The organism is Mycobacterium sp. 852002-51961_SCH5331710, assembly GCF_001665535.1.
Classification (GTDB): Bacteria; Actinomycetota; Actinomycetes; order Mycobacteriales; family Mycobacteriaceae; genus Mycobacterium.
The window spans coordinates 110,953-130,633 of the sequence record NZ_LZSQ01000053.1 but is presented as its reverse complement, the minus strand read 5'-3'; the positions used below and the strand labels follow the sequence as shown (position 1 = coordinate 130,633).

18 protein-coding genes and 1 pseudogene are annotated in these 19,681 nt (G+C 67.5%); 12 read left to right on the top strand and 7 right to left on the bottom strand.

Annotation, left to right across the window (positions count from 1 at the left end; translation table 11 throughout):
* Positions 1-137 precede the first annotated feature (137 nt).
* The 4 genes and pseudogenes from A5752_RS09175 to A5752_RS09160 all read left to right on the top strand — a co-directional run.
* Positions 138-605 (top strand): annotated as a pseudogene (locus A5752_RS09175) (metal ABC transporter solute-binding protein, Zn/Mn family); the annotation flags it as partial.
* Positions 592-1,383 carry a metal ABC transporter ATP-binding protein gene (locus A5752_RS09170; RefSeq protein ID WP_231983367.1) on the top strand — a complete coding sequence of 264 codons (792 nt, stop codon included), beginning with the start codon at positions 592-594 and terminating at the stop codon, positions 1,381-1,383. The pseudogene A5752_RS09175 and the gene A5752_RS09170, both read left to right, overlap by 14 nt.
* Positions 1,383-2,249: a metal ABC transporter permease gene (locus tag A5752_RS09165; protein WP_067084480.1), complete on the top strand. Its 867-nt coding sequence runs from the start codon at positions 1,383-1,385 to the stop codon at positions 2,247-2,249. Before A5752_RS09170 ends, A5752_RS09165 begins: the two co-directional genes overlap by 1 nt.
* A 32-nt stretch (positions 2,250-2,281) precedes the next feature.
* Positions 2,282-3,382 (top strand): Rv3575c family transcriptional regulator, encoded by a 1,101-nt coding sequence (locus A5752_RS09160; RefSeq protein WP_067084478.1) that lies wholly within the window; start codon positions 2,282-2,284, stop codon positions 3,380-3,382.
* 4 nt (positions 3,383-3,386) lie between these two features.
* On the opposite strand, the gene otsB is transcribed toward A5752_RS09160, so the two are convergent.
* Together otsB and kstR are read right to left on the bottom strand one after the other, a co-directional pair.
* Complete coding sequence (gene otsB, locus A5752_RS09155; protein ID WP_067084476.1) at positions 3,387-4,139, bottom strand: trehalose-phosphatase; 753 nt, start codon at positions 4,137-4,139, stop codon at positions 3,387-3,389.
* A 2-nt stretch (positions 4,140-4,141) separates the two neighbouring features.
* Positions 4,142-4,747 carry a cholesterol catabolism transcriptional regulator KstR gene (gene kstR, locus A5752_RS09150; RefSeq protein ID WP_197415570.1) on the bottom strand — a complete coding sequence of 202 codons (606 nt, stop codon included), beginning with the start codon at positions 4,745-4,747 and terminating at the stop codon, positions 4,142-4,144.
* Between the two features lie 273 nt (positions 4,748-5,020).
* Between kstR and A5752_RS09145 the strand changes: the two genes are divergently transcribed.
* On the top strand, positions 5,021-7,138 hold the full coding sequence (locus tag A5752_RS09145; protein ID WP_067084472.1) for an acyl-CoA dehydrogenase family protein: 2,118 nt from the start codon (positions 5,021-5,023) through the stop codon (positions 7,136-7,138).
* Here the strand turns inward: A5752_RS09145 and A5752_RS09140 are convergent.
* On the bottom strand, positions 7,135-7,680 hold the full coding sequence (locus A5752_RS09140) for a hypothetical protein (protein WP_197500583.1): 546 nt from the start codon (positions 7,678-7,680) through the stop codon (positions 7,135-7,137). The genes A5752_RS09145 and A5752_RS09140 overlap by 4 nt on opposite strands.
* A gap of 39 nt (positions 7,681-7,719) precedes the next feature.
* Positions 7,720-8,778, bottom strand: coding sequence for a ferredoxin--NADP reductase (locus A5752_RS09135; protein ID WP_067084501.1), 1,059 nt, complete (start codon positions 8,776-8,778; stop codon positions 7,720-7,722).
* A 204-nt stretch (positions 8,779-8,982) separates the two neighbouring features.
* Between A5752_RS09135 and hsaA the strand changes: the two genes are divergently transcribed.
* From hsaA to hsaB, 4 genes are read left to right on the top strand one after another with little or no spacing between them, the layout of a single operon-like run.
* Positions 8,983-10,167 carry a 3-hydroxy-9,10-secoandrosta-1,3,5(10)-triene-9,17-dione monooxygenase oxygenase subunit gene (gene hsaA, locus A5752_RS09130; RefSeq protein ID WP_067084470.1) on the top strand — a complete coding sequence of 395 codons (1,185 nt, stop codon included), beginning with the start codon at positions 8,983-8,985 and terminating at the stop codon, positions 10,165-10,167.
* Between the two features lie 12 nt (positions 10,168-10,179).
* Positions 10,180-11,079 (top strand): 4,5:9,10-diseco-3-hydroxy-5,9,17-trioxoandrosta-1(10),2-diene-4-oate hydrolase, encoded by a 900-nt coding sequence (hsaD, locus tag A5752_RS09125; RefSeq protein ID WP_067084468.1) that lies wholly within the window; start codon positions 10,180-10,182, stop codon positions 11,077-11,079.
* The gene (gene hsaC, locus A5752_RS09120) at positions 11,076-11,975 is read left to right on the top strand and encodes an iron-dependent extradiol dioxygenase HsaC (protein WP_067084467.1); all 900 of its coding nucleotides are present in this window, start codon (positions 11,076-11,078) and stop codon (positions 11,973-11,975) included. Before hsaD ends, hsaC begins: the two co-directional genes overlap by 4 nt.
* A gap of 19 nt (positions 11,976-11,994) precedes the next feature.
* Positions 11,995-12,561, top strand: coding sequence for a 3-hydroxy-9,10-secoandrosta-1,3,5(10)-triene-9,17-dione monooxygenase reductase subunit (gene hsaB / locus A5752_RS09115; protein ID WP_067084466.1), 567 nt, complete (start codon positions 11,995-11,997; stop codon positions 12,559-12,561).
* A 26-nt stretch (positions 12,562-12,587) separates the two neighbouring features.
* On the opposite strand, the gene A5752_RS09110 is transcribed toward hsaB, so the two are convergent.
* Together A5752_RS09110 and A5752_RS09105 are read right to left on the bottom strand one after the other, a co-directional pair.
* Positions 12,588-13,355, bottom strand: a complete 768-nt coding sequence (locus tag A5752_RS09110; protein ID WP_067084462.1) for an alpha/beta fold hydrolase — start codon at positions 13,353-13,355, stop codon at positions 12,588-12,590.
* Positions 13,356-13,365: 10 nt separating this feature from the next.
* The gene (locus tag A5752_RS09105; protein WP_067084460.1) at positions 13,366-14,334 is read right to left on the bottom strand and encodes a LysR family transcriptional regulator; all 969 of its coding nucleotides are present in this window, start codon (positions 14,332-14,334) and stop codon (positions 13,366-13,368) included.
* A gap of 70 nt (positions 14,335-14,404) precedes the next feature.
* On the opposite strand from A5752_RS09105, the gene A5752_RS09100 reads away from it, so the two are divergent.
* The 3 genes from A5752_RS09100 to A5752_RS09090 are packed head-to-tail and all read left to right on the top strand — an operon-like array spanning position 14,405 to position 18,407.
* A complete protein-coding gene (locus A5752_RS09100) occupies positions 14,405-15,769 on the top strand; it encodes an MFS transporter (protein ID WP_067084458.1) in 1,365 nt (454 codons plus the stop codon).
* Positions 15,766-16,512 (top strand): 3-hydroxybutyrate dehydrogenase, encoded by a 747-nt coding sequence (locus tag A5752_RS09095; RefSeq protein ID WP_067084456.1) that lies wholly within the window; start codon positions 15,766-15,768, stop codon positions 16,510-16,512. The genes A5752_RS09100 and A5752_RS09095 overlap by 4 nt, the downstream gene beginning before the upstream one ends.
* The gene (locus A5752_RS09090; protein ID WP_067084454.1) at positions 16,509-18,407 is read left to right on the top strand and encodes an acetoacetate--CoA ligase; all 1,899 of its coding nucleotides are present in this window, start codon (positions 16,509-16,511) and stop codon (positions 18,405-18,407) included. The genes A5752_RS09095 and A5752_RS09090 overlap by 4 nt, the downstream gene beginning before the upstream one ends.
* Here the strand turns inward: A5752_RS09090 and A5752_RS09085 are convergent.
* Positions 18,388-19,668, bottom strand: a complete 1,281-nt coding sequence (locus A5752_RS09085; protein WP_067084452.1) for an HNH endonuclease — start codon at positions 19,666-19,668, stop codon at positions 18,388-18,390. The genes A5752_RS09090 and A5752_RS09085 overlap by 20 nt on opposite strands.
* Positions 19,669-19,681: the final 13 nt, after the last annotated feature.

Here is a 19,681-nt window from a genome sequence, read left to right as displayed (position 1 = left end):
CCCCCCCGCCCCCCCCCCGGGCGCCGCGGGGGGCCGCGGGCGCGCGGCGGCGGGGCCCCCCCCCGCCGCGCCCGGCCCCCCCCCCCGCCGCCCCGCCCGGGGGGGGGCCCCGCGGCGGCGCCCCCCCGCCCCCCCCGCGACTGCGCCAACTTGCGCCGGAGGCGGCGGGGTACTTCGACGACCGTCGCGACGTGCTCGCGAGAGATCTCGAGCCGTACCATGACCTCATCGATTCCCTGAAGGCCAAAGCGTCCGGCAAGAGCTACGCGGCGACCGAGACCTCGTTCGACGACATGGGCGCGGCGCTCGGTCTGGCCGACCGCACCCCGCGCGGCTATCAGATCGCGTCGTCCAACGATTCCGAACCCTCCCCCGCCGACCTCGACACGTTCCTTCGACTGCTGGCCGACCGTGGCGTGGACGTCCTGATCTACAACGTGCAGACGGAAGGCGCCGTGCCACAACAGCTTCGGGCGGCAGCCGATCAAGCGGGGGTCCCGGTGGTCGAGATCACCGAAACCCTGCCGCCGGATGCCGATTCGTTCGAGAGTTGGCAGGTGAACCAGTTGGTCGCGCTCGGCGAGGCGCTCGGTGTCGGAACCTGACGTGCCACCGGGCGCCGAACAGGCGGCGCTGACTTTCGAAGACGTCAGCGCGGCCCGCGGCGGCCGGTTGATCTGGTCGGAGGCCACGTTCGAAGTGCCCGCCGGCGGCATCGTCGCGGTCATCGGATCCAACGGCGCGGGCAAGACGACGCTGCTGCAGATCGTGCTCGGGCTCGTTCCACCGGCATCCGGGCATGTCCGCGTCTTCGGCGAGCCGGCCGGTGCGCTGAACAAGTCGATCGGTTACGTCCCGCAGAACTACGCGTCGGCCTCCGGTGAGGCGATTCGCGCGCGCGACGCGGTGATGCTCGGCCTCATCGGACACCGGTGGGGCTTTCGCTGGCCGAGCCGCGAGGACAACGAGCGCGTGGACCGGGTGCTCGCCGCCGTCGATGCGACGGTGGTGGCGGACAAACGGCTGTCACAGCTTTCCGGTGGTCAGCGCCAGCGGGTCGCGCTGGCCGAGGCGCTGGTGTCCAAACCCCGCATGCTGATCCTCGACGAGCCACTGGCCGCGCTCGACCTGCGCAGCCAGCGCGAGATCGTCGCCGTGCTCGACCGGATCAGCAAGGAGTTCGGCGTGACGATCCTCGTCGTCGCGCACGACCTCAACCCGCTACTCGGCGTGCTGACCAGCGCCATCTATCTGCTCGACGGGCACGCGCACTTCGACGCCTTCGACGGCGTCGTCGACGAGGAACTGCTGAGCCACCTCTACGGCGCCCGGGTGGAAGTCGTGCACACACCGCAGGGCGAGCTGTACATGCGGAGGACGTGATGAACACGACGATCGTCGCGCTTGGCTACCAGGAGAACTGGTTTCAGATCATGACGTCGGCGTTCATGCGCAACGCCTTGATCGGCGGCACGATCGTCGCGCTCGCAGCGGGGCTCATCGGATACTTCGTCGTCGTGCGCAACACGGCGTTCGCCGCCCACGCGCTGGCCCACATCGGGCTGCCGGGGGCGACCGGCGCCGTGCTGGTCGGCGTGCCGGTCGGGGTGGGGCTGGGGGTGTTCTGCATCGGCGGGGCCCTGGTGATCGGTGCGCTGGGCCGCCGGGCGGCCGACCGCGAAGTGGCCACGGGAACCGTGCTGGCCATGGCGACCGGCCTCGGGCTGTTCTTCAACTCGATGGCGACCAAGAGTTCGAGCACGATGACCAACGTGCTGTTCGGCAACCTGCTGGCGATCTCCCGCCAGCAGATCGCGATGTTCGCGGTGCTGCTCGCGGTGCTGGCGGTCTGCATCGCGGTGATCTATCGGCCGTTGCTGTTCACCTCGGTCAACGCGCAGGTGGCCGACGCGAAGGGGGTGCCGGTCCGCGCCCTGTCGGTGGCGTTCATGGCGCTGCTCGGCCTGGCGGTGACGATGGCGGTGCAGGCGGTCGGAACGCTGCTGTTGTTCGCGCTGGTGGTCACCCCGGCAGCCGCGGCGATCATGCTGACCCCGCGACCGGGTAGCGCAATCGTGCTGTCCACCGGGTTCAGCCTGGCCGCGGTGTGGGCGGGCCTCGGGCTGTCGGCGATGTTCAACGCACCGCCCAGCTTCGTCATCGTCACGGTCGCGTGCAGCGTCTGGGCGGTGGTGTGGGCAGGGCAGCGAGGCCTGAGACAAACCGCCGATCGGGTGCTGGTCACCTAAGCGCCAGGCGCGGTCGGCTACCCTCACGGAGCATGCCGAGGAGTCCCACGCCGCGACGGCGTGCCACGCTCGCTTCTCTGGCCGCCGAGTTGAAGGTCTCGCGCACCACGATCTCGAATGCCTACAACCGGCCGGACCAGTTGTCGGCGGAACTTCGCGAGCAGGTTCTCGCCACCGCCAAGCGGCTGGGCTACCCCGGACCGGACCCGGTGGCGCGGTCGCTGCGGACGCGCAAGGCCGGCGCGGTCGGGCTGATGATCACCGAGCCGCTCAACTACTCGTTCAGCGATCCGGCCGCGCTGGACTTCGTCGCGGGCCTGGCCGAATCGTGTGAAGAAGCCGGGCAGGGGCTGCTGCTCGTGGCGATCGGACCCAAACGCGACGTAAACGACGGAACCGCGGCGATCCTCGCCGCCGGAGTCGACGGCTTCGCCGTCTACTCGGCCTCCGACGACGACCCGTATCTGGCGATCGTCCAGCAGCGCCACCTCCCGATGGTTGTGGTCGACCAGCCCAAGGACGTGCCGGGTGCCTCGCGGGTGTGCATCGACGACCGCGGTGCCATGCGCCGGCTCGCCGAACACGTTGTGCAACTTGGTCATCGGGAGATCGGTGTGCTCACGATGAGGCTGGGACGCGACCGCCCGGAGGGCGGGCCCGGGCCGATCGTCGCCGACCCCGAACGGCTTCAGACCCCGCACTTTCACGTGCAACGGGAGCGCATCGCGGGGGTGCGCGATGCGATGAGCGCGGCCGGGCTCGACCCGGAATCGCTGACCGTGGTGGAGAGCTACGAGCACCTGCCCACCTCGGGCGGGGAGGCCGCCGAGGTCGCCCTGGCTGCCAACCCCCGGCTGACCGCGTTGATGTGCACGGCGGACGTGCTGGCGCTCTCGGCGATGGATTATCTACGGGCACACGGCATTTACGTTCCCGGGCAGATGACGGTCACCGGCTTCGACGGAGTGCCCGAGGCGTTGCGGCGCGGCCTGGCCACCGTCATTCAACCCAGCATCGAGAAGGGCAGGCGGGCGGGACGGCTGCTGCACCATCCGCCGCGATCGGGTCTGCCGGTGGTCGAAATGCTCGACACCGAGGTGGTCCGGGGCCGCACGGCGGGTCCGCCCGCGTAGATCGTCAGCCGCCGTGGTCGCGACGCGCGTCGAGGAGGTATTTCAACGCCGTCGCAACGTCTTCCGGCGTTTCGACCCGGTAGGTCGCCAGTGTCTGTCCGCGGCCGACCTTCACGCCGACATCGTCGCCGCTGAGCCTTCGGAACGCCTTCTCGTCGGTGACGTCATCGCCGAAGAACACCACGGCCGTGGCGTTTTCCTGTGATCGCAGGATGTCGATCGCCTCACCCTTGTCCGTTTGGATCACCGCGAACTCCAACACCGCCTTGCCCTCGGTGAGCTGCGCGTCCCAATTCGACGATGCGTCGCGCGCCTCGGTGAGCGCGGCCTGCCCGTCACCGGCCGAGGCGTTGCGCACGTGCAGGGCGACACTGGCGGGTTTGGTCTCGACGGTCACACCCGGCTTGCCGTCCGCGATCTGGTTTAGTTCGGCCGTGATCCGTTGCAGCAGAGCGTCGTCGACCTCATGGGCGAAGCCGGAGGCGAACTCGGCGCCGTGGCTGCCGACCAGGTGCACCGACACCGGCATTCCCGACAACTCGCGCAGGACTTCGAGCGCGCGCCCGGAGATCAGCGCGGAGGTGGTGTCCGGGAGATCGGCGAGTGCGACCAGTGCGTCGGCGGCCTCGGCGAGTGGCCGCGCGTCGGCCGGGTTGCTGACGATCGGCGCCAGCGTGCCATCGAAATCGGACGTGATGAGCAGCCGTGGTGTCGCGGCGGCCGCGGTGAGCGCGCGCTGCAGATCCGCAGGAAGCACGCCTAGATCTTAGGGTGCTCCCCGTCGCCGATGAGCAGCCGCACCGCCAGGTCCAGCCGCTTGCTGACGTCGGTCGCCGAGGCCCGCCGGGTCAGCCACGCGAGCAGGTTCGACAACCACACGTCGGAGATGACGCGGGCGATGTGGTACTGGTCCTCGGTCGGCTCACCGTCGCTCATGGCGCGCGCGAACATCGAGTCCATCAGCTTGCCGACGTGATCGACCTCGCCGGCCGCCGACGCATCGGCGAACACGAACGCGCGCGTCATGGCCTCGGTCAGCAGCGGGTTGCGCTGCATCGCGCGGTTGAGCTTGCCCACCATGATGTTCAGCCGCTGATAGGGCGTGCCACCCGACAGCGACGCCCGGTCGGTCTTGGCGTCGATGCGTTCGAACTCGCGCCCCAGCGCGGAGACCAGCAGGTGGACCTTGGACGGGAAGTACCGGTAGAGGGTGCCGACCGCGACATCGGCCCGTTCGGCGACGGCGCGCATCTGGACGGCTTCGTAACCGCCCTTGGAGGCGATGGCCAGGGTGGCGTCCAGGATCCGCTTGCGGCGCTCGCGCTGGGCTTCCGACCCGAGCTCAGATTCGGACAGGACCGCCACGTTCATCACCTGACGCGGTCGGGACTCCGACCCCGAGCCCGGGTTGGCGGCGGCTGGCTGAGACGGGCCGGACATGCGGCGGGCTTCTCCTTCGTGACGCGTTATCGCTGGAAGCGATACGCATGCCGATGCACTTTTTCTCACCTCGACGCCCGCGTTGGCACCGACGTGTGCTGCTGTAATGGCGGTCGACTTGACGGTCGGTCGCTGGCACTATTAGAACACGTTCTAGTGAGGAGCACCGCCTTCTCACCCAATAGCTAGGAGTGGACGGTGTCACTCGCATCCCCTGGAACCATCGCCGACGACCAGTCGGCCGTACGGGAGCTGGTTCGTGACTGGGCAAGCGCTTCCGGCGTCATCGCCGCGGCGCGCGACGTCGAGCAGGGGCAGAGCGACGCCTGGCGTCGCCCCTACGGCGGGCTGGCCGAACTCGGGATCTTCGGGGTGGCGTTGCCCGAGGAACACGGCGGCGCGGACGGCACGGTCGGCGACCTGTGCGCGATGGTCGACGAGGCGGCCGCGGCGCTGGTGCCGGGTCCGGTCGCCACGACCGCGCTGGCCACGCTGGTGCTCGAATCGTCTGAGATTCTGCAGGCCCTCGCCTCGGGGGAGCGCGTCGCCGGGGCGGCGTTGACCTCCGATGTTCGGTTCGCCGACGGCCGCGCTTCGGGCACCGCCGAGTACGTGCTCGGTGCCGACGAGGCCGGGGTGCTGCTGCTGCCGGCGGGCGACGGGTTCGTCGCGGTCGATGCCGCCGCCGACGGCGTCTCCGTCGAACCGCTCAAGGCCACCGACTTCTCCCGGCCGCTGGCGCGCGTGGTGCTCGAGAATGCACTCGCCGAGGCGGTCGGTGTGCCCGCACAACGGGTGATCGACATCGCCGCGACCGTCATGGCCGCCGAGGCCGCCGGCCTGGCGCGGTGGGCCCTGCAGACCGCAACCGAGTACGCCAAGGTGCGCGAGCAGTTCGGCAAGCCGATCGGCAGCTTCCAGGCCATCAAGCACATGTGTGCCGAGATGCTGCTGCGCTCCGAGCAGGCCTCGGTGGCCGCGACCGATGCGGCACGGGCCGTTGCCGAGGGCGACGAGAACCAATTGTCGATCGCCGCCGCGGTGGCCGCCGCCGTCGGGATCGACGCCGCGAAGGCAAACGCCAAGGACTGCATCCAGGTGCTGGGCGGCATCGGGATCACCTGGGAACACGACGCGCATCTGTACCTGCGCCGCGCCTACGGCCTCGCGCACTTCCTCGGCGGAGCGCAACGCTGGCTGCGCAGGATCGCCGCGCTGACGCAACAGGGTGTGCGCCGCGACCTGCAGATCGACCTCGAATCGGTCGCCGATCTGCGACCCGAAATCGCTTCGGCGGTCGCGGAAATCGCCGCGCTGCCCGTCGAGAAGCAACAGGCCGCGCTCGCCGACGCAGGCCTGCAGGCGCCGCACTGGCCCAAACCGTACGGCCGCGGCGCCGGGCCGGCCGAGCAGCTGCTGATCGACCAGGAGTTGGCGGCGGCGGGCGTCGCGCGGCCCGACCTGGTGATCGGATGGTGGGCCGCGCCAACGATTCTCGAGCACGGCACCCAGGAGCAGATCGAGAAGTTCGTGCCCGCCACGCTGCGGGGTGAACTGCTGTGGTGTCAGCTGTTCTCGGAACCGGGCGCCGGTTCGGACCTCGCGGCGCTGCGCACGAAGGCCGTTCGTGAGGGCTCGGGCTGGAAGTTGACGGGCCAGAAGGTGTGGACCTCGGCGGCGCACAAGGCGGCGTGGGGCGTGTGCCTGGCGCGCACCGATCCGGATGCACCGAAGCACAAGGGAATCACGTACTTCCTGGTCGACATGTCCTCGCCGGGAATCGATATCCGTCCGCTGCGCGAGATCACCGGCGACAACCTTTTCAACGAGGTCTTTTTCGACGAGGTCTTCGTGCCCGACGAGATGGTCGTCGGTGAGGTCAACGACGGATGGCGGTTGGCCCGCACCACGCTGGCCAACGAGCGCGTCGCGATGGCGCACGGCACGGCCCTAGGCAACCCGATGGAGGAGTTGCTCAAGCAGATCGCCACGCTGGACTTCGACGTGGCCGGTCAGGATCGGCTCGGCTCATTGATCGTGGCGGCGCAGGTCGGCTCGCTACTGGATCAGAAGATCGCCGAACTGGCTGTGGGAGGCCAGGATCCGGGCCCGCAGGCCAGCGCCCGCAAGCTGATCGGAGTGCGCTACCGGCAGGCGCTCGCCGAGTTGCGGATGGAGCTCTCCGAAGGCGGCGGAGTGGTCGAGAACTCGACGGTGTTCGACTTCCTCAACACCCGCTGCCTGACGATCGCGGGCGGCACTGAGCAGATCCTGCTCACCCTTGCCGGCGAGAGGCTTCTCGGTCTGCCTCGCTAGCTGAATGCGGCCTGCGCGCAGGTGTCCGGCGAGGTGATGTTGACCCCGCCGTAGACCACCTGGATGTGCGAGCACACGATCAGCGGCACGTCGGTCCGGGGCCCGCCCGTGCGTTGATCGACGGGCCAGGCGTTGCCGTGGAACCGGAACTTCTCGGGCGGTCCGCCACCGAAGTAGATCGTCGTGAACTCCACGTCGGTCAGCGATTTGAACGACCGGGTGTTCGGCGCATCGAAGGTGAAGTTGATGTACACGCCGCGGTCCATGGTGCGCAGCGTGGTGGTCTGGCGCGCCCACAGGTCGCCGGGGAAGCCCAGAATGTCTGGGCCACGGCGCAGATTGGCGTTGGCGTCGAACAAGCACATGGCCTGGGCCGCGATGCAGTTCGCGCTCACGTGCATCTCGAGGTTGGTGGCGGGGTCGACCGGAATCGACGAGTCCGCGGTGTCGACGGCCGCGACCGCCGGTGTCGGTGCCATGAGCGTCAGCGCCAGCAGCACCGCCGAGATCGCCGCAGCGACGCCGGTCAACCGGTTCGTCACATTGCTCCCTTCCACGTGCGGCGAATGCTAGCCCGCGCGCTATTCGTCGTAGGTGACTTCGACCGAATCCGAACGGGGCAGGGCCTGGCAGCCCAGGATCAGGCCCTCGTCGAGGTCGGACTGCTCGAGGACGTCGTTGACGTCCATCTCGACCTCGCCGCTCTTCTTCAGCACCGCGCACGCGCCGCAGTGACCCTCCCGGCAGGAGAACGGTGCGTCCAGGCCCTTGTCCAGTAGCACGTCGAGCAGTTTGGCGTTGCGGGGCCACCGCACCTCGTGGGTCTCGCCGTCGAGCGTGACGATGGCGGTGGCCGGCCCTTCCTCGCTGTCGTCCTCCTCGATGACCACTGCCGCGAAGGGGTCGGAGTCCAGCGATTTGAACACCTCGATGTGCACGCGCTCAGCAGGGAACCCCGCACCCTTGACGGCCTCCTCTGCGGCGGCCATGAATGGGCCGGGGCCACAGATGTAGGCATCGTGCGCCGTGTAGGGGGCGGCCAGCGCGGCCAGCGCCGAAGCGCTCGGCAGACCCTGCACGGTCTCCAGCCAGTGCACGACGACCAGCCGTTCGGGGTACTTCTCGCTCAGTTCGCGCAGCGCCGAGCCGAAGATCACCGATTTCTCGTCGCGGTTGGCGTAAACCAGCACGACCTTGCCGCTGCCCTCGGCGAGTGCCGACTTGCAGATCGACATCATCGGTGTGATGCCGGAACCCGCGGCCAGCAGTAGGAAATCGGTGTCGAGCGTCTTGGGCACGAAGGTGCCCGAGGGTGCGAGCACGTGAATCTTCATGCCGGCGTGCGCGTGGTCGCACAACCAGTTCGACGCGTACCCGTCGGCGGTGCGCTTGACGGTGACGGTCAGCCGATCGTCGGTGAACGGAGAACTGCACAGCGAGTAGCAGCGCGCCACCGAACCCGTCCGGTCGCTGGGGACCCGCAGTGTCAGGAACTGCCCGGGTGCGTAGCGCAACCGTTCGGCGGGGATATCGGCGCCGGAGGGCACGCTGAACACCAGCGAGCGCGCGTCATCGGTCTCGGTGATGACATCGGCAAGTTCCAGCTCGAGCACATGGCTGCCGAGCGGCTCGTCGGTCACTTTCGCGTCCACCTCTCACGTCCGGCACTTCTGCCGACCCGGGCAATAACTAGAACAGGTTACAGAAATGCATGTGTGCAGGTCCAGGTCCTACAGGTATGCCCTACTCGACACGAATCGTAACGTGTTCTAATCTGACGGCTAAGCGATTCGCGCTTCGCGTGAGTGCTCATCGCAGTCCGTCCTATACCGGGAGGCACATCAGTGACGTCCATTGAACAGCGTGACGTGCAGTCGGTCCTAGCCGGGATCGACGACCTACGGCCGCTGATCGCCAAACGTGCGCAGGCCACCGAGGATCTGCGTCGCCTCCCCGACGACACGGTGAACGAACTCAACGAGGTCGGCTTCTTCAAGCTCCTCCAGCCCGAGCAGTGGGGCGGGCTGCAGTGCGATCCGACGCTCTTCTACGAGGCGGTGCGCCGGCTGGCCAGTGCCTGTGGCTCGACCGGGTGGGTGAGCTCGATCATCGGCGTGCACAACTGGCACCTCGCGCTGTTCGACCAGAAGGCGCAGGAAGAGGTGTGGGGCGACGACCCGGCCGTGCGGATCTCCTCGTCGTACGCGCCGATGGGTGCGGGCACCGTCGTCGACGGCGGCTACATCGTCAACGGCTCGTGGAACTGGTCGTCCGGATGCGACCACGCCACTTGGACTTTCGTCGGTGGTCCGGTGATCAAGGACGGCAAGCCGGTCGACTTCGGCAGCTTCCTGATCCCGCGGTCCGAGTACGAGATCGACGACGTGTGGCACGTGGTCGGCCTCAAGGGCACCGGTAGCAACACGCTCAAGGTCAAGGACGTGTTCGTGCCGCGGCACCGCTTCCTGTCCTACAAGGCGATGAACGACCGCACAGCGGGCGGATTGCAGACCAACACCGCGCCGGTCTACAAGATGCCCTGGGGCACAGTGCATCCCACCACCATCTCCGCTCCGATCGTCGGTATGGCGTACGGCGCCTACGATGCCCACGTCGAGCACCAGGGCAAGCGCGTGCGGGCGGCATTCGCGGGGGAGAAGGCCAAGGACGATCCGTTCGCCAAGATCCGGATCGCCGAGGCCGCCAGCGACATCGACGCGGCGTGGCGCCAGCTGATCGGCAACGTCGGCGACGAGTACGCCCTGCTGAAGGCGGGCCAGGACATCCCATTCGAGCTGCGCGCCCGCGCCCGCCGCGACCAGGTGCGCGCGACCGGCCGCGCGATCGCGTCGATCGACCGCCTGTTCGAGGCGTCCGGTGCTACCGCGCTGAGCAATGACGCACCGGTGCAACGGTTCTGGCGTGACGCCCACGCAGGGCGCGTGCACGCGGCCAACGATCCCGAACGGGCCTACCTGATCTTCGGCAACAACGAGTTCGGACTGCCGCCTCAAGACACGATGGTTTAACGGGAAGGCCTGATGACCTCATACATCCAGGAGACCGAGCAGCAGGTCGAGGTCACCTTCGAATCGACGTCTCGGTACGCGCAGGTGCGCGCTGGTGAACGAGACATGCGGCTGCACTACCACGAAGCCGGCGTCGGCCACTCCGAGACCGTGGTGCTGTTGCACGGCGGTGGGCCGGGCGCATCGAGTTGGTCGAACTTCTCGAAGAACATCGCGGTGCTCGCCCGGCACTTCCACGTCATCGCCGTGGACCAGCCCGGGTACGGGCACTCCGACAAGCACACCGAACACGAGCAGTACAACCGCTACAGCGCGACGGCGCTGCTCGCACTGTTCGACCACCTCGGCATCGAACGCGCCGCGCTCGTGGGTAACTCACTCGGCGGCGGGACCGCGGTGCGGTTCGCGCTCGACAACCCCAAGCGGGCAGGCCGGCTGGTGCTGATGGGGCCCGGCGGGCTGTCGGTGAACCTGTTCGCACCCGATCCCACCGAGGGCGTCAAGCTGCTGGGCAAGTTCACCGGGGAGCCGACGCGCGAGAACCTGGAGAAGTTCCTGCGCATCATGGTCTTCGACCAGAACCTGGTCACGCCGGAGCTGATCGACGAGCGCTTCGCGATCGCCAGCCAGCCCGAGTCGCTGGCGGCGGCCAAGGCGATGGGAAAGTCGTTCGCGGGCGCGGATTTCGAGCTCGGCATGATGTGGCGCGAGGTGTACAAGCTGCGTCAGCCGGTGCTGCTGATCTGGGGTCGCGAGGACCGCGTGAATCCACTCGACGGCGCGCTGGTGGCGCTCAAGCAGATCCCGCGGGTGCAGCTGCACGTCTTCGGGCAGTGCGGGCACTGGGCTCAGCTGGAGAAGTTCGACGAGTTCAACAAGCTCACGATCAATTTCCTCGGGGGTGCTCGATGACCATCAAATCGCTTGGCTACCTTCGGATCGAGGCCACGGACGTATCGGCGTGGCGCGAATACGGCCTCAAGGTTCTCGGGATGGTCGAGGGCTCCGGCCAGACGGAGGGAGCGCTCTATCTGCGGATGGACGAGTTCCCCGCCCGCCTGGTGATCCTGCCCGGCGAGCACGACCGGCTGCTGCAGTCCGGCTGGGAGACCGCCAACGCCGCGCAGCTGCAGGACATCCGGAACCGGCTCGACATCGAGGGTGTGCCGTACAAGGAGGCCTCCGCCGCCGAGCTGGCCGAACGCCGCGTTGACGAGATGATCCGGTTCGACGACCCGTCGGGCAACACGCTCGAGGTGTTCCACGGCGTCGCGCTCGAACACCGTCGCGTGGTCAGCCCGTACGGCCACAAGTTCGTCACCGAGCAGCAGGGCCTGGGGCACGTGGTGCTGACCACCCGCGACGACGCTGAATCGCTCCACTTCTACCGTGACGTGCTCGGGTTCTATCTGCGCGATTCGATGCGTCTGCCACCGCAACTCGTCGGCAGGCCCGCCGACGGCGCACCCGCATGGCTGCGCTTCTTCGGGGTCAACCCCCGCCACCACAGCCTCGCCTTCATGCCGGGCGAGACGCCCAGCGGCATCGTGCACCTGATGGTCGAGGTGGAGAACTCCGACGACGTCGGGCTGTGCCTGGACCGCGCGCTGCGCCGCAAGGTGCCGATGTCGGCGACGCTGGGCCGCCACGTCAACGACAAAATGCTGTCGTTCTACATGAAGACACCCGGCGGCTTCGACGTCGAATTCGGTTGCGAGGGCCTGCAGGTCGACAACGACGATTGGGTCGCGCGGGAGAGCACCGCTGTCAGCCTGTGGGGCCACGACTTCAGCGTCGGCTTCAAGTGACGGTGAAGATCACTCGATAATGGCGGCCGAACCGATCGATCCGCGCACCTTCCGCAGTGTGCTCGGACAGTTCTGCACCGGCATCACGGTGATCACGACGATGCACGACGACGCGCCCATCGGATTCGCATGCCAATCGTTCGCCGCGCTGTCGCTGGATCCGCCGCTGGTGTTGTTCTGCCCGACGAAGGTGTCACGCTCGTGGCAGGCGATCGAGGCCAGCGGGCACTTCTGTGTGAACGTGCTGCACGAGAAACAGAAGGATGTCTCGGCGCGGTTCGGTTCGAAGGAACCCGACAAGTTCGCCGGAATCGAGTGGTATCAATCGAAACTCGGCTCGCCGGTGATCGAAGGCACGCTCGCCCACATCGACTGTTCGGTGCACTCGGTGCACGACGGAGGCGACCACTACGTCGTGTTCGGTGCGGTGCATTCGCTGTCGGACGTGCCGCACAAGAAGCCGCGACCGCTGTTGTTCTATCGCGGGCAGTACACCGGCATTGAGCCGGACAAGAACACGCCCGCGCACTGGCGTGACGATCTCGAGGCGTTCCTCACCGCGACCACCGACGACACCTGGCTCTAAGCCCTTTTCGTTGTGCCGGCGGCCTGTTATGACAGCTCGTCGATGAACTTCACGATCGCGGCCGCGACCTCCCGGTGCACGGTCTCGCTGAGGATGTCGTGACGAGCGCCCTCGAACTCGGCGAAACGCAGCGCGTCGATCTGCTCGGCGTACGCCCGCACCGCACCGGCCGGGGCGATGGGGTCGACCGAACCGTGCACGGCCAGGGTCGGCACCGTCAGCTTCGGCAGGGCTGCGCCGAACCGGTCCCAGGCCCGGTCGAGTTCGCGTGTCAGCGCAGCGCCATCGGCGTCGACGAACGCCAACGGATCGTTCTCCAACTGGTCGAGATAGAACGGATCGCCCGACAGCCAACCAGGGTCGAGATCGAGTGAGGTGTCGTTGTCGAGCATCGCCGGGATCGGCACCAAGGGGGCGCCGGAGATGACCCCGCCCGCATAGCGCTCGGGTTGGTCGAGCAGCCGGAACAGCGTCACGATCGAACCGAACGAATGCCCCTGCGCAATCAGCGGCAGTCCGGGTGTCACGCTTTCGGCGAGCGAGACCACGGCGTCGGCCAGCTCGGAGCTGTCCTCGATCGATCCGAAGTCCCCGCGGGTGCCCGGGCTGAGGCCGTGGCCGAATTGGTCGACTGCCCACAGGTCGATGCCCGCGGCGTTGAGCGCGAAACCGTAGCGGTGGTACAGGCCGGTGTGCTCGCCGAAGCCGTGCAGGAAGATCACCGTCGCACGCGGTTGTTCGGACGCCCAGTGGCGGTAGTAGGCCCGGCCCTTCGGGTGATCGATGAACGGCATGCTGTCGACGTTATCGCTTGCCCAACAACACGTCGTGCTGGTCGCGCATCCGATCTCGGATCGCCTCGACGACGGCGGCCACCTCGGGGCGCCGCAATGTTTCGCCGCGGGTGACCAGCCAGTACGTCAGCCGTACCGAAACGTCGGCGGGCAGAACTCGGACGAGATCGTCATGGCGGTCGGCCATGAAGCACGGCAGCAGCCCGAGGCCCGCGGCCGCGCGGGTGGCCTCGACATGGACGAAAACGTTTGTCGACGTGACGGATTCACGCATGGCGGGCGCGAAGCTGGTCGCCGCATCGAGATCGTCGACCTGCAGCATCGAGTCGATGAAGTAGACCAGCGGATAACGGTCCAGGTCGGCGACGGTGTCCGGCGTACCGTGCTCGGCGAGGTAGTCGCGCGACCCGTAGAGGCCGAGGCAGTAGTCGCCGAGCCGGATCGCCCTGGCCCGGTGCACCTTGGGTTCGCCGACAACGACCTCGACGTCCAGCCCGGACCTCTGCTGAGTGGCCCGGCGGGTGGCGGCGACGATTTCAACGGCCACCTTCGGATGCCGTCGTTGCACGTGTGCGGCGGCGGGCGCCGCGATGTAGGCCGAGAAGCCGTCGGTGGCCGAGATCCGGACAACGCCCTCGAGTGCCCGGTCGCCGGCGGTGTCGACGGCCAGCGAGCGCACGGCCGACTCGATGACCTCTGCGGCGGCCAAGGCGTCGCGGCCGAGGTCGGTGAGCTCCCATCCGCCGGCACCGCGAGCCAACACCCGACCCCCCACCGACTCCTCGAGTGCGGCGATACGGCGGGAGATGGTGGTGTGGTTCAGCCCGAGCTCCTCCGCCGCGGCGTTGTACCGGCCGGAACGGCCGACGGCCAGCAGGACGAGGAGGTCGTCGGCGCTCGGTCGCCGACGACCGGGCGGCTGAGGCACTGGAGACAGCACAACTGCATTTTTGCAGATACCTCCTGCAGCTTTCGCCATTGCTCGGTGCGGTATCTGCGTGAATACTCACAGGCGTCTTGTCTGCCGTCACAGCCCGAAGGAGTGTGCGATGGGTGTCACAGATGCCGATAACGCCGGCGCATCGGTCCCCACCGGCCTCAAACGCGTCGTCGTCGCCTCGATGGCAGGCACCGTCGTCGAGTGGTACGAGTTCTTCCTCTATGCCACCGCCGCAACATTGGTTTTCAACAAGGTGTTCTTCGCCGAAGGCACCAGCGAGGCCAGCGGGCTGATCGCGGCGCTGCTGACCTATGCCGTCGGGTTCGTGGCCCGCCCACTCGGCGGCGTCGTCTTCGGTCACTTCGGTGACAAGTACGGCCGCAAGAAGCTGCTGCAATTCGCGATCCTGCTCGTGGGTGCCGTCACCTTCCTCATGGGCTGCCTGCCGACCTACGGGCAGATCGGCGTGTGGGCGCCGATCCTGCTGGTGGTACTTCGGTTCATGCAGGGCTTCGCGGTGGGCGGCGAATGGGGCGGAGCGGTCCTGCTCGTCGCCGAGCACAGCCCCGCCGACAAACGGGGGTTCTGGGCCAGCTGGCCGCAGGCGGCGGTGCCGGTCGGCAACATGCTCGCGACCGTCGTGCTGCTGGTGTTGACCGGCGTGCTGCCCGAGGCCGCGTTCCTGTCCTGGGGGTGGCGGGTCGCGTTCTGGCTGTCGGCTGTGGTCGTGCTGATCGGCTACTACATCCGCACCAAGGTCACCGACGCCCCGATCTTTGTCGCGGCGCAGGAGGAGGTCGAGCGGGTCAAGGCCGTCTCGTACGGTGTGGTCGAGGTGCTGAAGCGTTATCCCCGTGGTGTTTTTACCGCGATGGGTCTGCGGTTCGCCGAGAACATCATGTACTACCTGGTGGTCACGTTCTCGATCGTCTACCTCAAGACGCACGTCGGGGCCGACACCAGCGACATCCTGTGGTGGCTGCTGGTCGCGCACGCCGTGCACTTCATCGTGATCCCGCAGGTCGGTCGACTGTCTGACCGGTTCGGTCGGCGACCGGTGTACATCGTCGGCGCGATCGCCGGGGGGACGTGGGGCTTCTTCGCGTTCCCGATGATGAACAGCGGCTCCTACGGGTTGATCATGGCCGCGATCATCCTCGGTCTGGTCATCCACGCGCTGATGTACTCGCCGCAGCCGGCGATCATGGCCGAGATGTTCCCCACCCGCATGCGGTATTCCGGTGTGTCCCTTGGCTATCAGGTGACATCGATCATCGCCGGATCGCTGGCACCCGCGATCGCCACCTGGCTTCTCGACAAGTTCGGCTCGGCGATTCCGATCGCCCTGTACCTCGCGGGCGCCTCGCTGATCACCTTGGTCGCCGCATTGTTCACCCGGGAGACCAAGGGCCTCGATCTCGCGACGCTCGATGCGGCCGACCGTGAGCAACTCGCCAAGGCCGGGGTCGTATGAGCGATCTCGACGGACGCACCGCCTTGGTGACGGGGGGTGCGAGCGGGATCGGCGCGGCCTGCGCACGGGCGCTGGCGCAGGGCGGGGCGACGGTCACGGTGGCAGATCTCGACGAGGACGGCGCCGAGAGGGTAGCGGCTGAGATCGGTGGAAAGCCCTGGGCGGTGGACCTTTCCGACGTATCCGCGCTCGAGGACCTCGAGCTAGAGACGGACATCCTGGTCAACAACGCCGGAGTCCAACACGTCAGTCCGATCGCCGAGTTTCCGCCCGAGCGATTCCGCTTCATCCTGGCGCTGATGCTCGAGGCGCCGTTTCTGCTGATCCGCGCGGCGTTGCCGCACATGTACGACCAGGAGTTCGGCCGCATCATCAACATCTCCTCGGTGCACGGACTTCGCGCCTCGGAGTTCAAGAGCGGCTACGTCACCGCGAAACACGGACTCGAGGGTTTGTCGAAGGTGACTGCACTGGAAGGCGGGCCGCACGGCGTCACAAGCAACTGCGTCGATCCCGGCTACGTGCGCACCCCGCTGGTGACCAAACAGATCGCCGATCAGGCCCGCACCCACGGCATCGGCGAGGATAAGGTGATTTCGGATATTTTGTTGAAGGAGAGCGTGATCAAGCGACTTGTCGAACCCGAAGAAGTTGCCTCGCTGGTCGCCTGGCTCGCCTCATCGGCCGCGGCGATGGTGACCGGAGCGTCGTACACGATGGACGGCGGTTGGAGCGCCCGATGACCGCCACCCCACAATGGACACCGACGGAGGCCGACGTCGCAGGGGCGAGGGTCACCGATTTCGCGCGGTTCGTGCGGCAGCGCACCGGCCAGAACCTTCCCGATTACCAATCGCTGTGGCAGTGGTCCACCGATGACCTGGACGGGTTCTGGGCCGCGCTGTGGGACTACTTCGAACTCGGCGAGCGACCGGAGAAGGTGCTCGCGTCCGCGGATATGCCGGGGGCGCAGTGGTTTCCGGGAGTCGAGCTCAACTACGTCGACCAGGTGATCCGCAATGCACGCTCGGATCGGCCCGCGATCCTCTACCACCGCGAGGGCGGTGATGTCGTCGAGGTGTCGTGGGCGGAGTTGTTGGGGCGTACCGCGGCGTTCGCTCATACACTGCGCGATCTCGGGGTGAAAGCCGGCGACCGCGTGGTCGGTTACCTGCCGAACATTCCCGAGGCTGTCATCGCCTTTCTGGCGACCGCAAGCATCGGCGCCACCTGGAGTGCGTGCGGCCAAGACTATTCGGCCAAGGCCGCGCTGGATCGCCTCGGCCAGCTCGAACCGACCGTGCTGGTGACCACCGAGGGCTATACCTACGGAGGTAAGTTCCACGACAAGAGCGCGGAAATCACCGAACTGCAGAAAGGGTTGCCGACGCTTCGCGCGACGGTGATGACGCCCGACCTCGCGGACGCGAGCAGCGCGGACCTCACCACCACACCGGTCGACTTCGCCCACCCTCTGTGGATCCTGTTCTCGTCGGGCACCACGGGACTGCCCAAGGGCATCATGCACGGGCACGGCGGCGTCCTACTCGAACACCTCAAAGCGGTTGGCCTGCAGTCGGATATCGGCCGCGACGATATCTTCTTCTGGTACACGAGCCCCAGCTGGATGATGTGGAACTTCCAGGTGGCCGGGCTGTTGGTCGGATCAACGATCGTCTGCTACGACGGCAGCCCCAACGCGCCGCGTCCCGATGCGCTCTGGGATATCGCTGCGCGTATCAAGGCCACGGTGCTCGGGACCAGCCCCGGCTATGTGCTGGGTTGCGCGAAGGCTGGGGCGGTGCCCCGCAAGGAGCACGACCTGTCGGCGTTGCGCACGGTCGGTATCACCGGATCGTCGCTTCCGCCGTCGTCGTCATTGTGGTTGCGCGACAACGTCGGTGAGCACGTTCAGGTTTCCTCGATCAGCGGCGGCACCGACGTGGTGTCGGCCTTCATCGGCGGGGTGCGCACCGTTCCGGTGTGGCCCGGCGAGTTGTCGGCACCCTACCTCGGATGTGCCCTGGACTCCTGGGACGAATCGGGTAAGCCGGTCCGCAATGAGGTCGGCGAACTGGTGGTGACAAAGCCGATGCCGTCCATGCCCGTCGGGTTCTGGAACGACGCGGACGGATCACGGTACCGCGCAGCCTACTTCGAGATGTTTCCCGGTGTGTGGCGGCACGGCGACTGGATCACGATCACCGATCACGGCAGCGTCATCGTGCACGGTCGGTCGGACTCGACCCTGAACCGGCATGGCATCCGAATGGGCAGCGCCGACATCTACCAGGCGGTCGAACGGTTGCCCGAGGTGGCCGAGGCGCTGATCATCGGTGTCGACCAGCCCGACGGTGGCTATTGGATGCCGCTGTTCGTGGTGCTCGCCGGCGATGCCGAACTGACCGACGAGGTGCGCGACCGCATCAAGAACACCATTCGCGAGGAGGTGTCGCCGCGGCATGTGCCCGACGAAATCATCTCCGCGCCAGGCGTTCCGCACACTCGCACGGGCAAGAAGCTCGAAGTGCCGATCAAAAAGCTGTTCCAGGGGGCCGATGCCGCCAAGGTGGTCGAGCGCAGCGCTGTCGACGACCCGGACCTGTTGGACTGGTACGTCACGCAGCGTCGAACGTGATCAGGTCGACGCTGAGTCGGCCCTCGATCATGCTGACGGCTCGCACCGGCGGTCCGGGTAGCGGGGGTGCGGTGGATCGGTAGGTGGCCCCGGTGGGCGTCGTGAATTCGGCGCTGTGGACGCCGTCGCGTTCACTGGTCGTCACCGACCAACCCGACGCTTCCTTGGCGTAGTTGCAGGCCTCGCATTCCCCGAGGCCGTTCACCGCGCTCGTCGGTCCGGCCCGGTGCCGCGGCACCGCGTGGTCGCGGTGGCGAATCGGCGCGTTGCAGTAGGGGGTTCGGCACGTCTGGTCGCGGACACCGATGAACGCCGCCAACCCCTTCGGGAACAGGCGGGCTTGTGAATCCATCGCAACGAGTTGACCACTGCGCGGATGCCGATACAGGCGCCGCAACATCGCCCTGGCGGCTCCGTCGGCGACAGCATCAGCGGTCAGCGATCTCGCGATCGAACTCGGTACGGGGCCATAGCCGTCCAGCCAGGCGGGTGAATCGTCGTCAGCCGTCAGCGTCGTATCTGCCATCACCAGGTTCAGCGTCACGGACGCGGGTCGCTCGGCCGGACGTCCGGTCACGCGCTCCACCATGGTGTCCGCCATGACCTGACCGCGCGACCGATCGTCGAATGTGGTGTCGGCTGCGCGTTTCAACGCGGCATAGACGCTCACCCCTTGTGCGACGGGCAGCAGAGCGGTGACCCAGGTCATCGTGTCGGGCGCCGGACGGATGGTGACGCACCGGTCCGAGGCGGCCTTCGCGCTGCGGTCCACGACCGCTTCGACGTCGAGTGCACACGCGATCTTCTTGGCTTCCGCCGCGATCCGCTTGTCACCCCACCCTTCGAGCCGCGCGGTGTCTCGGCACATCTCGGCGTCCAGTCGGCGGCGATGTTCGACACTCAAACACGCCGACTCACGCACGATGAGGGTGGCGCGCCACTCCGAAAGCACTCCGGACTCCAAGGCCGCCAGGGTGTAGGGCATCTCATCGACCAGGGCCGTGGCGAAACCGAGATGACGGCCGCCCTGCACCGGCGCGTCACGACGTGCCAACGCGACCTCGCTTGCCAGGCCACGGCCCCGACGGTTCGCCGGCACACCCGCGGCCTCCTCGGCAGCGCGGCGCTTCGCCTTCCACAACGCGGTCGCGCGGGCCTGTGCTGCGGCGGCCGACGACTTCAATCGCTCGAACCGCTCGACCGCCTCCCGCAGGTCCGCCTCCGAGGCGGCCGGGTCGATATCGAACAGACTTTCGAACATGCACAAGACGCTA

Excerpts from the sequence above, each read along its gene's own strand:
- A5752_RS09165 (WP_067084480.1), top strand. The coding sequence starts at position 1,383 with ATGAACACGACGATCGTCGCGCTTGGCTACCAGGAGAACTGGTTTCAG.
- A5752_RS09160 (WP_067084478.1), top strand. The coding sequence starts at position 2,282 with ATGCCGAGGAGTCCCACGCCGCGACGGCGTGCCACGCTCGCTTCTCTG.
- hsaD (WP_067084468.1), top strand. The coding sequence starts at position 10,180 with ATGACCTCATACATCCAGGAGACCGAGCAGCAGGTCGAGGTCACCTTC.
- hsaC (WP_067084467.1), top strand. The coding sequence starts at position 11,076 with ATGACCATCAAATCGCTTGGCTACCTTCGGATCGAGGCCACGGACGTA.
- hsaB (WP_067084466.1), top strand. The coding sequence starts at position 11,995 with ATGGCGGCCGAACCGATCGATCCGCGCACCTTCCGCAGTGTGCTCGGA.
- A5752_RS09110 (WP_067084462.1), bottom strand. The coding sequence starts at position 13,355 with ATGCCGTTCATCGATCACCCGAAGGGCCGGGCCTACTACCGCCACTGG.
- A5752_RS09105 (WP_067084460.1), bottom strand. The coding sequence starts at position 14,334 with ATGGCGAAAGCTGCAGGAGGTATCTGCAAAAATGCAGTTGTGCTGTCT.
- A5752_RS09100 (WP_067084458.1), top strand. The coding sequence starts at position 14,405 with ATGGGTGTCACAGATGCCGATAACGCCGGCGCATCGGTCCCCACCGGC.
- A5752_RS09095 (WP_067084456.1), top strand. The coding sequence starts at position 15,766 with ATGAGCGATCTCGACGGACGCACCGCCTTGGTGACGGGGGGTGCGAGC.
- A5752_RS09090 (WP_067084454.1), top strand. The coding sequence starts at position 16,509 with ATGACCGCCACCCCACAATGGACACCGACGGAGGCCGACGTCGCAGGG.
- A5752_RS09085 (WP_067084452.1), bottom strand. The coding sequence starts at position 19,668 with ATGTTCGAAAGTCTGTTCGATATCGACCCGGCCGCCTCGGAGGCGGAC.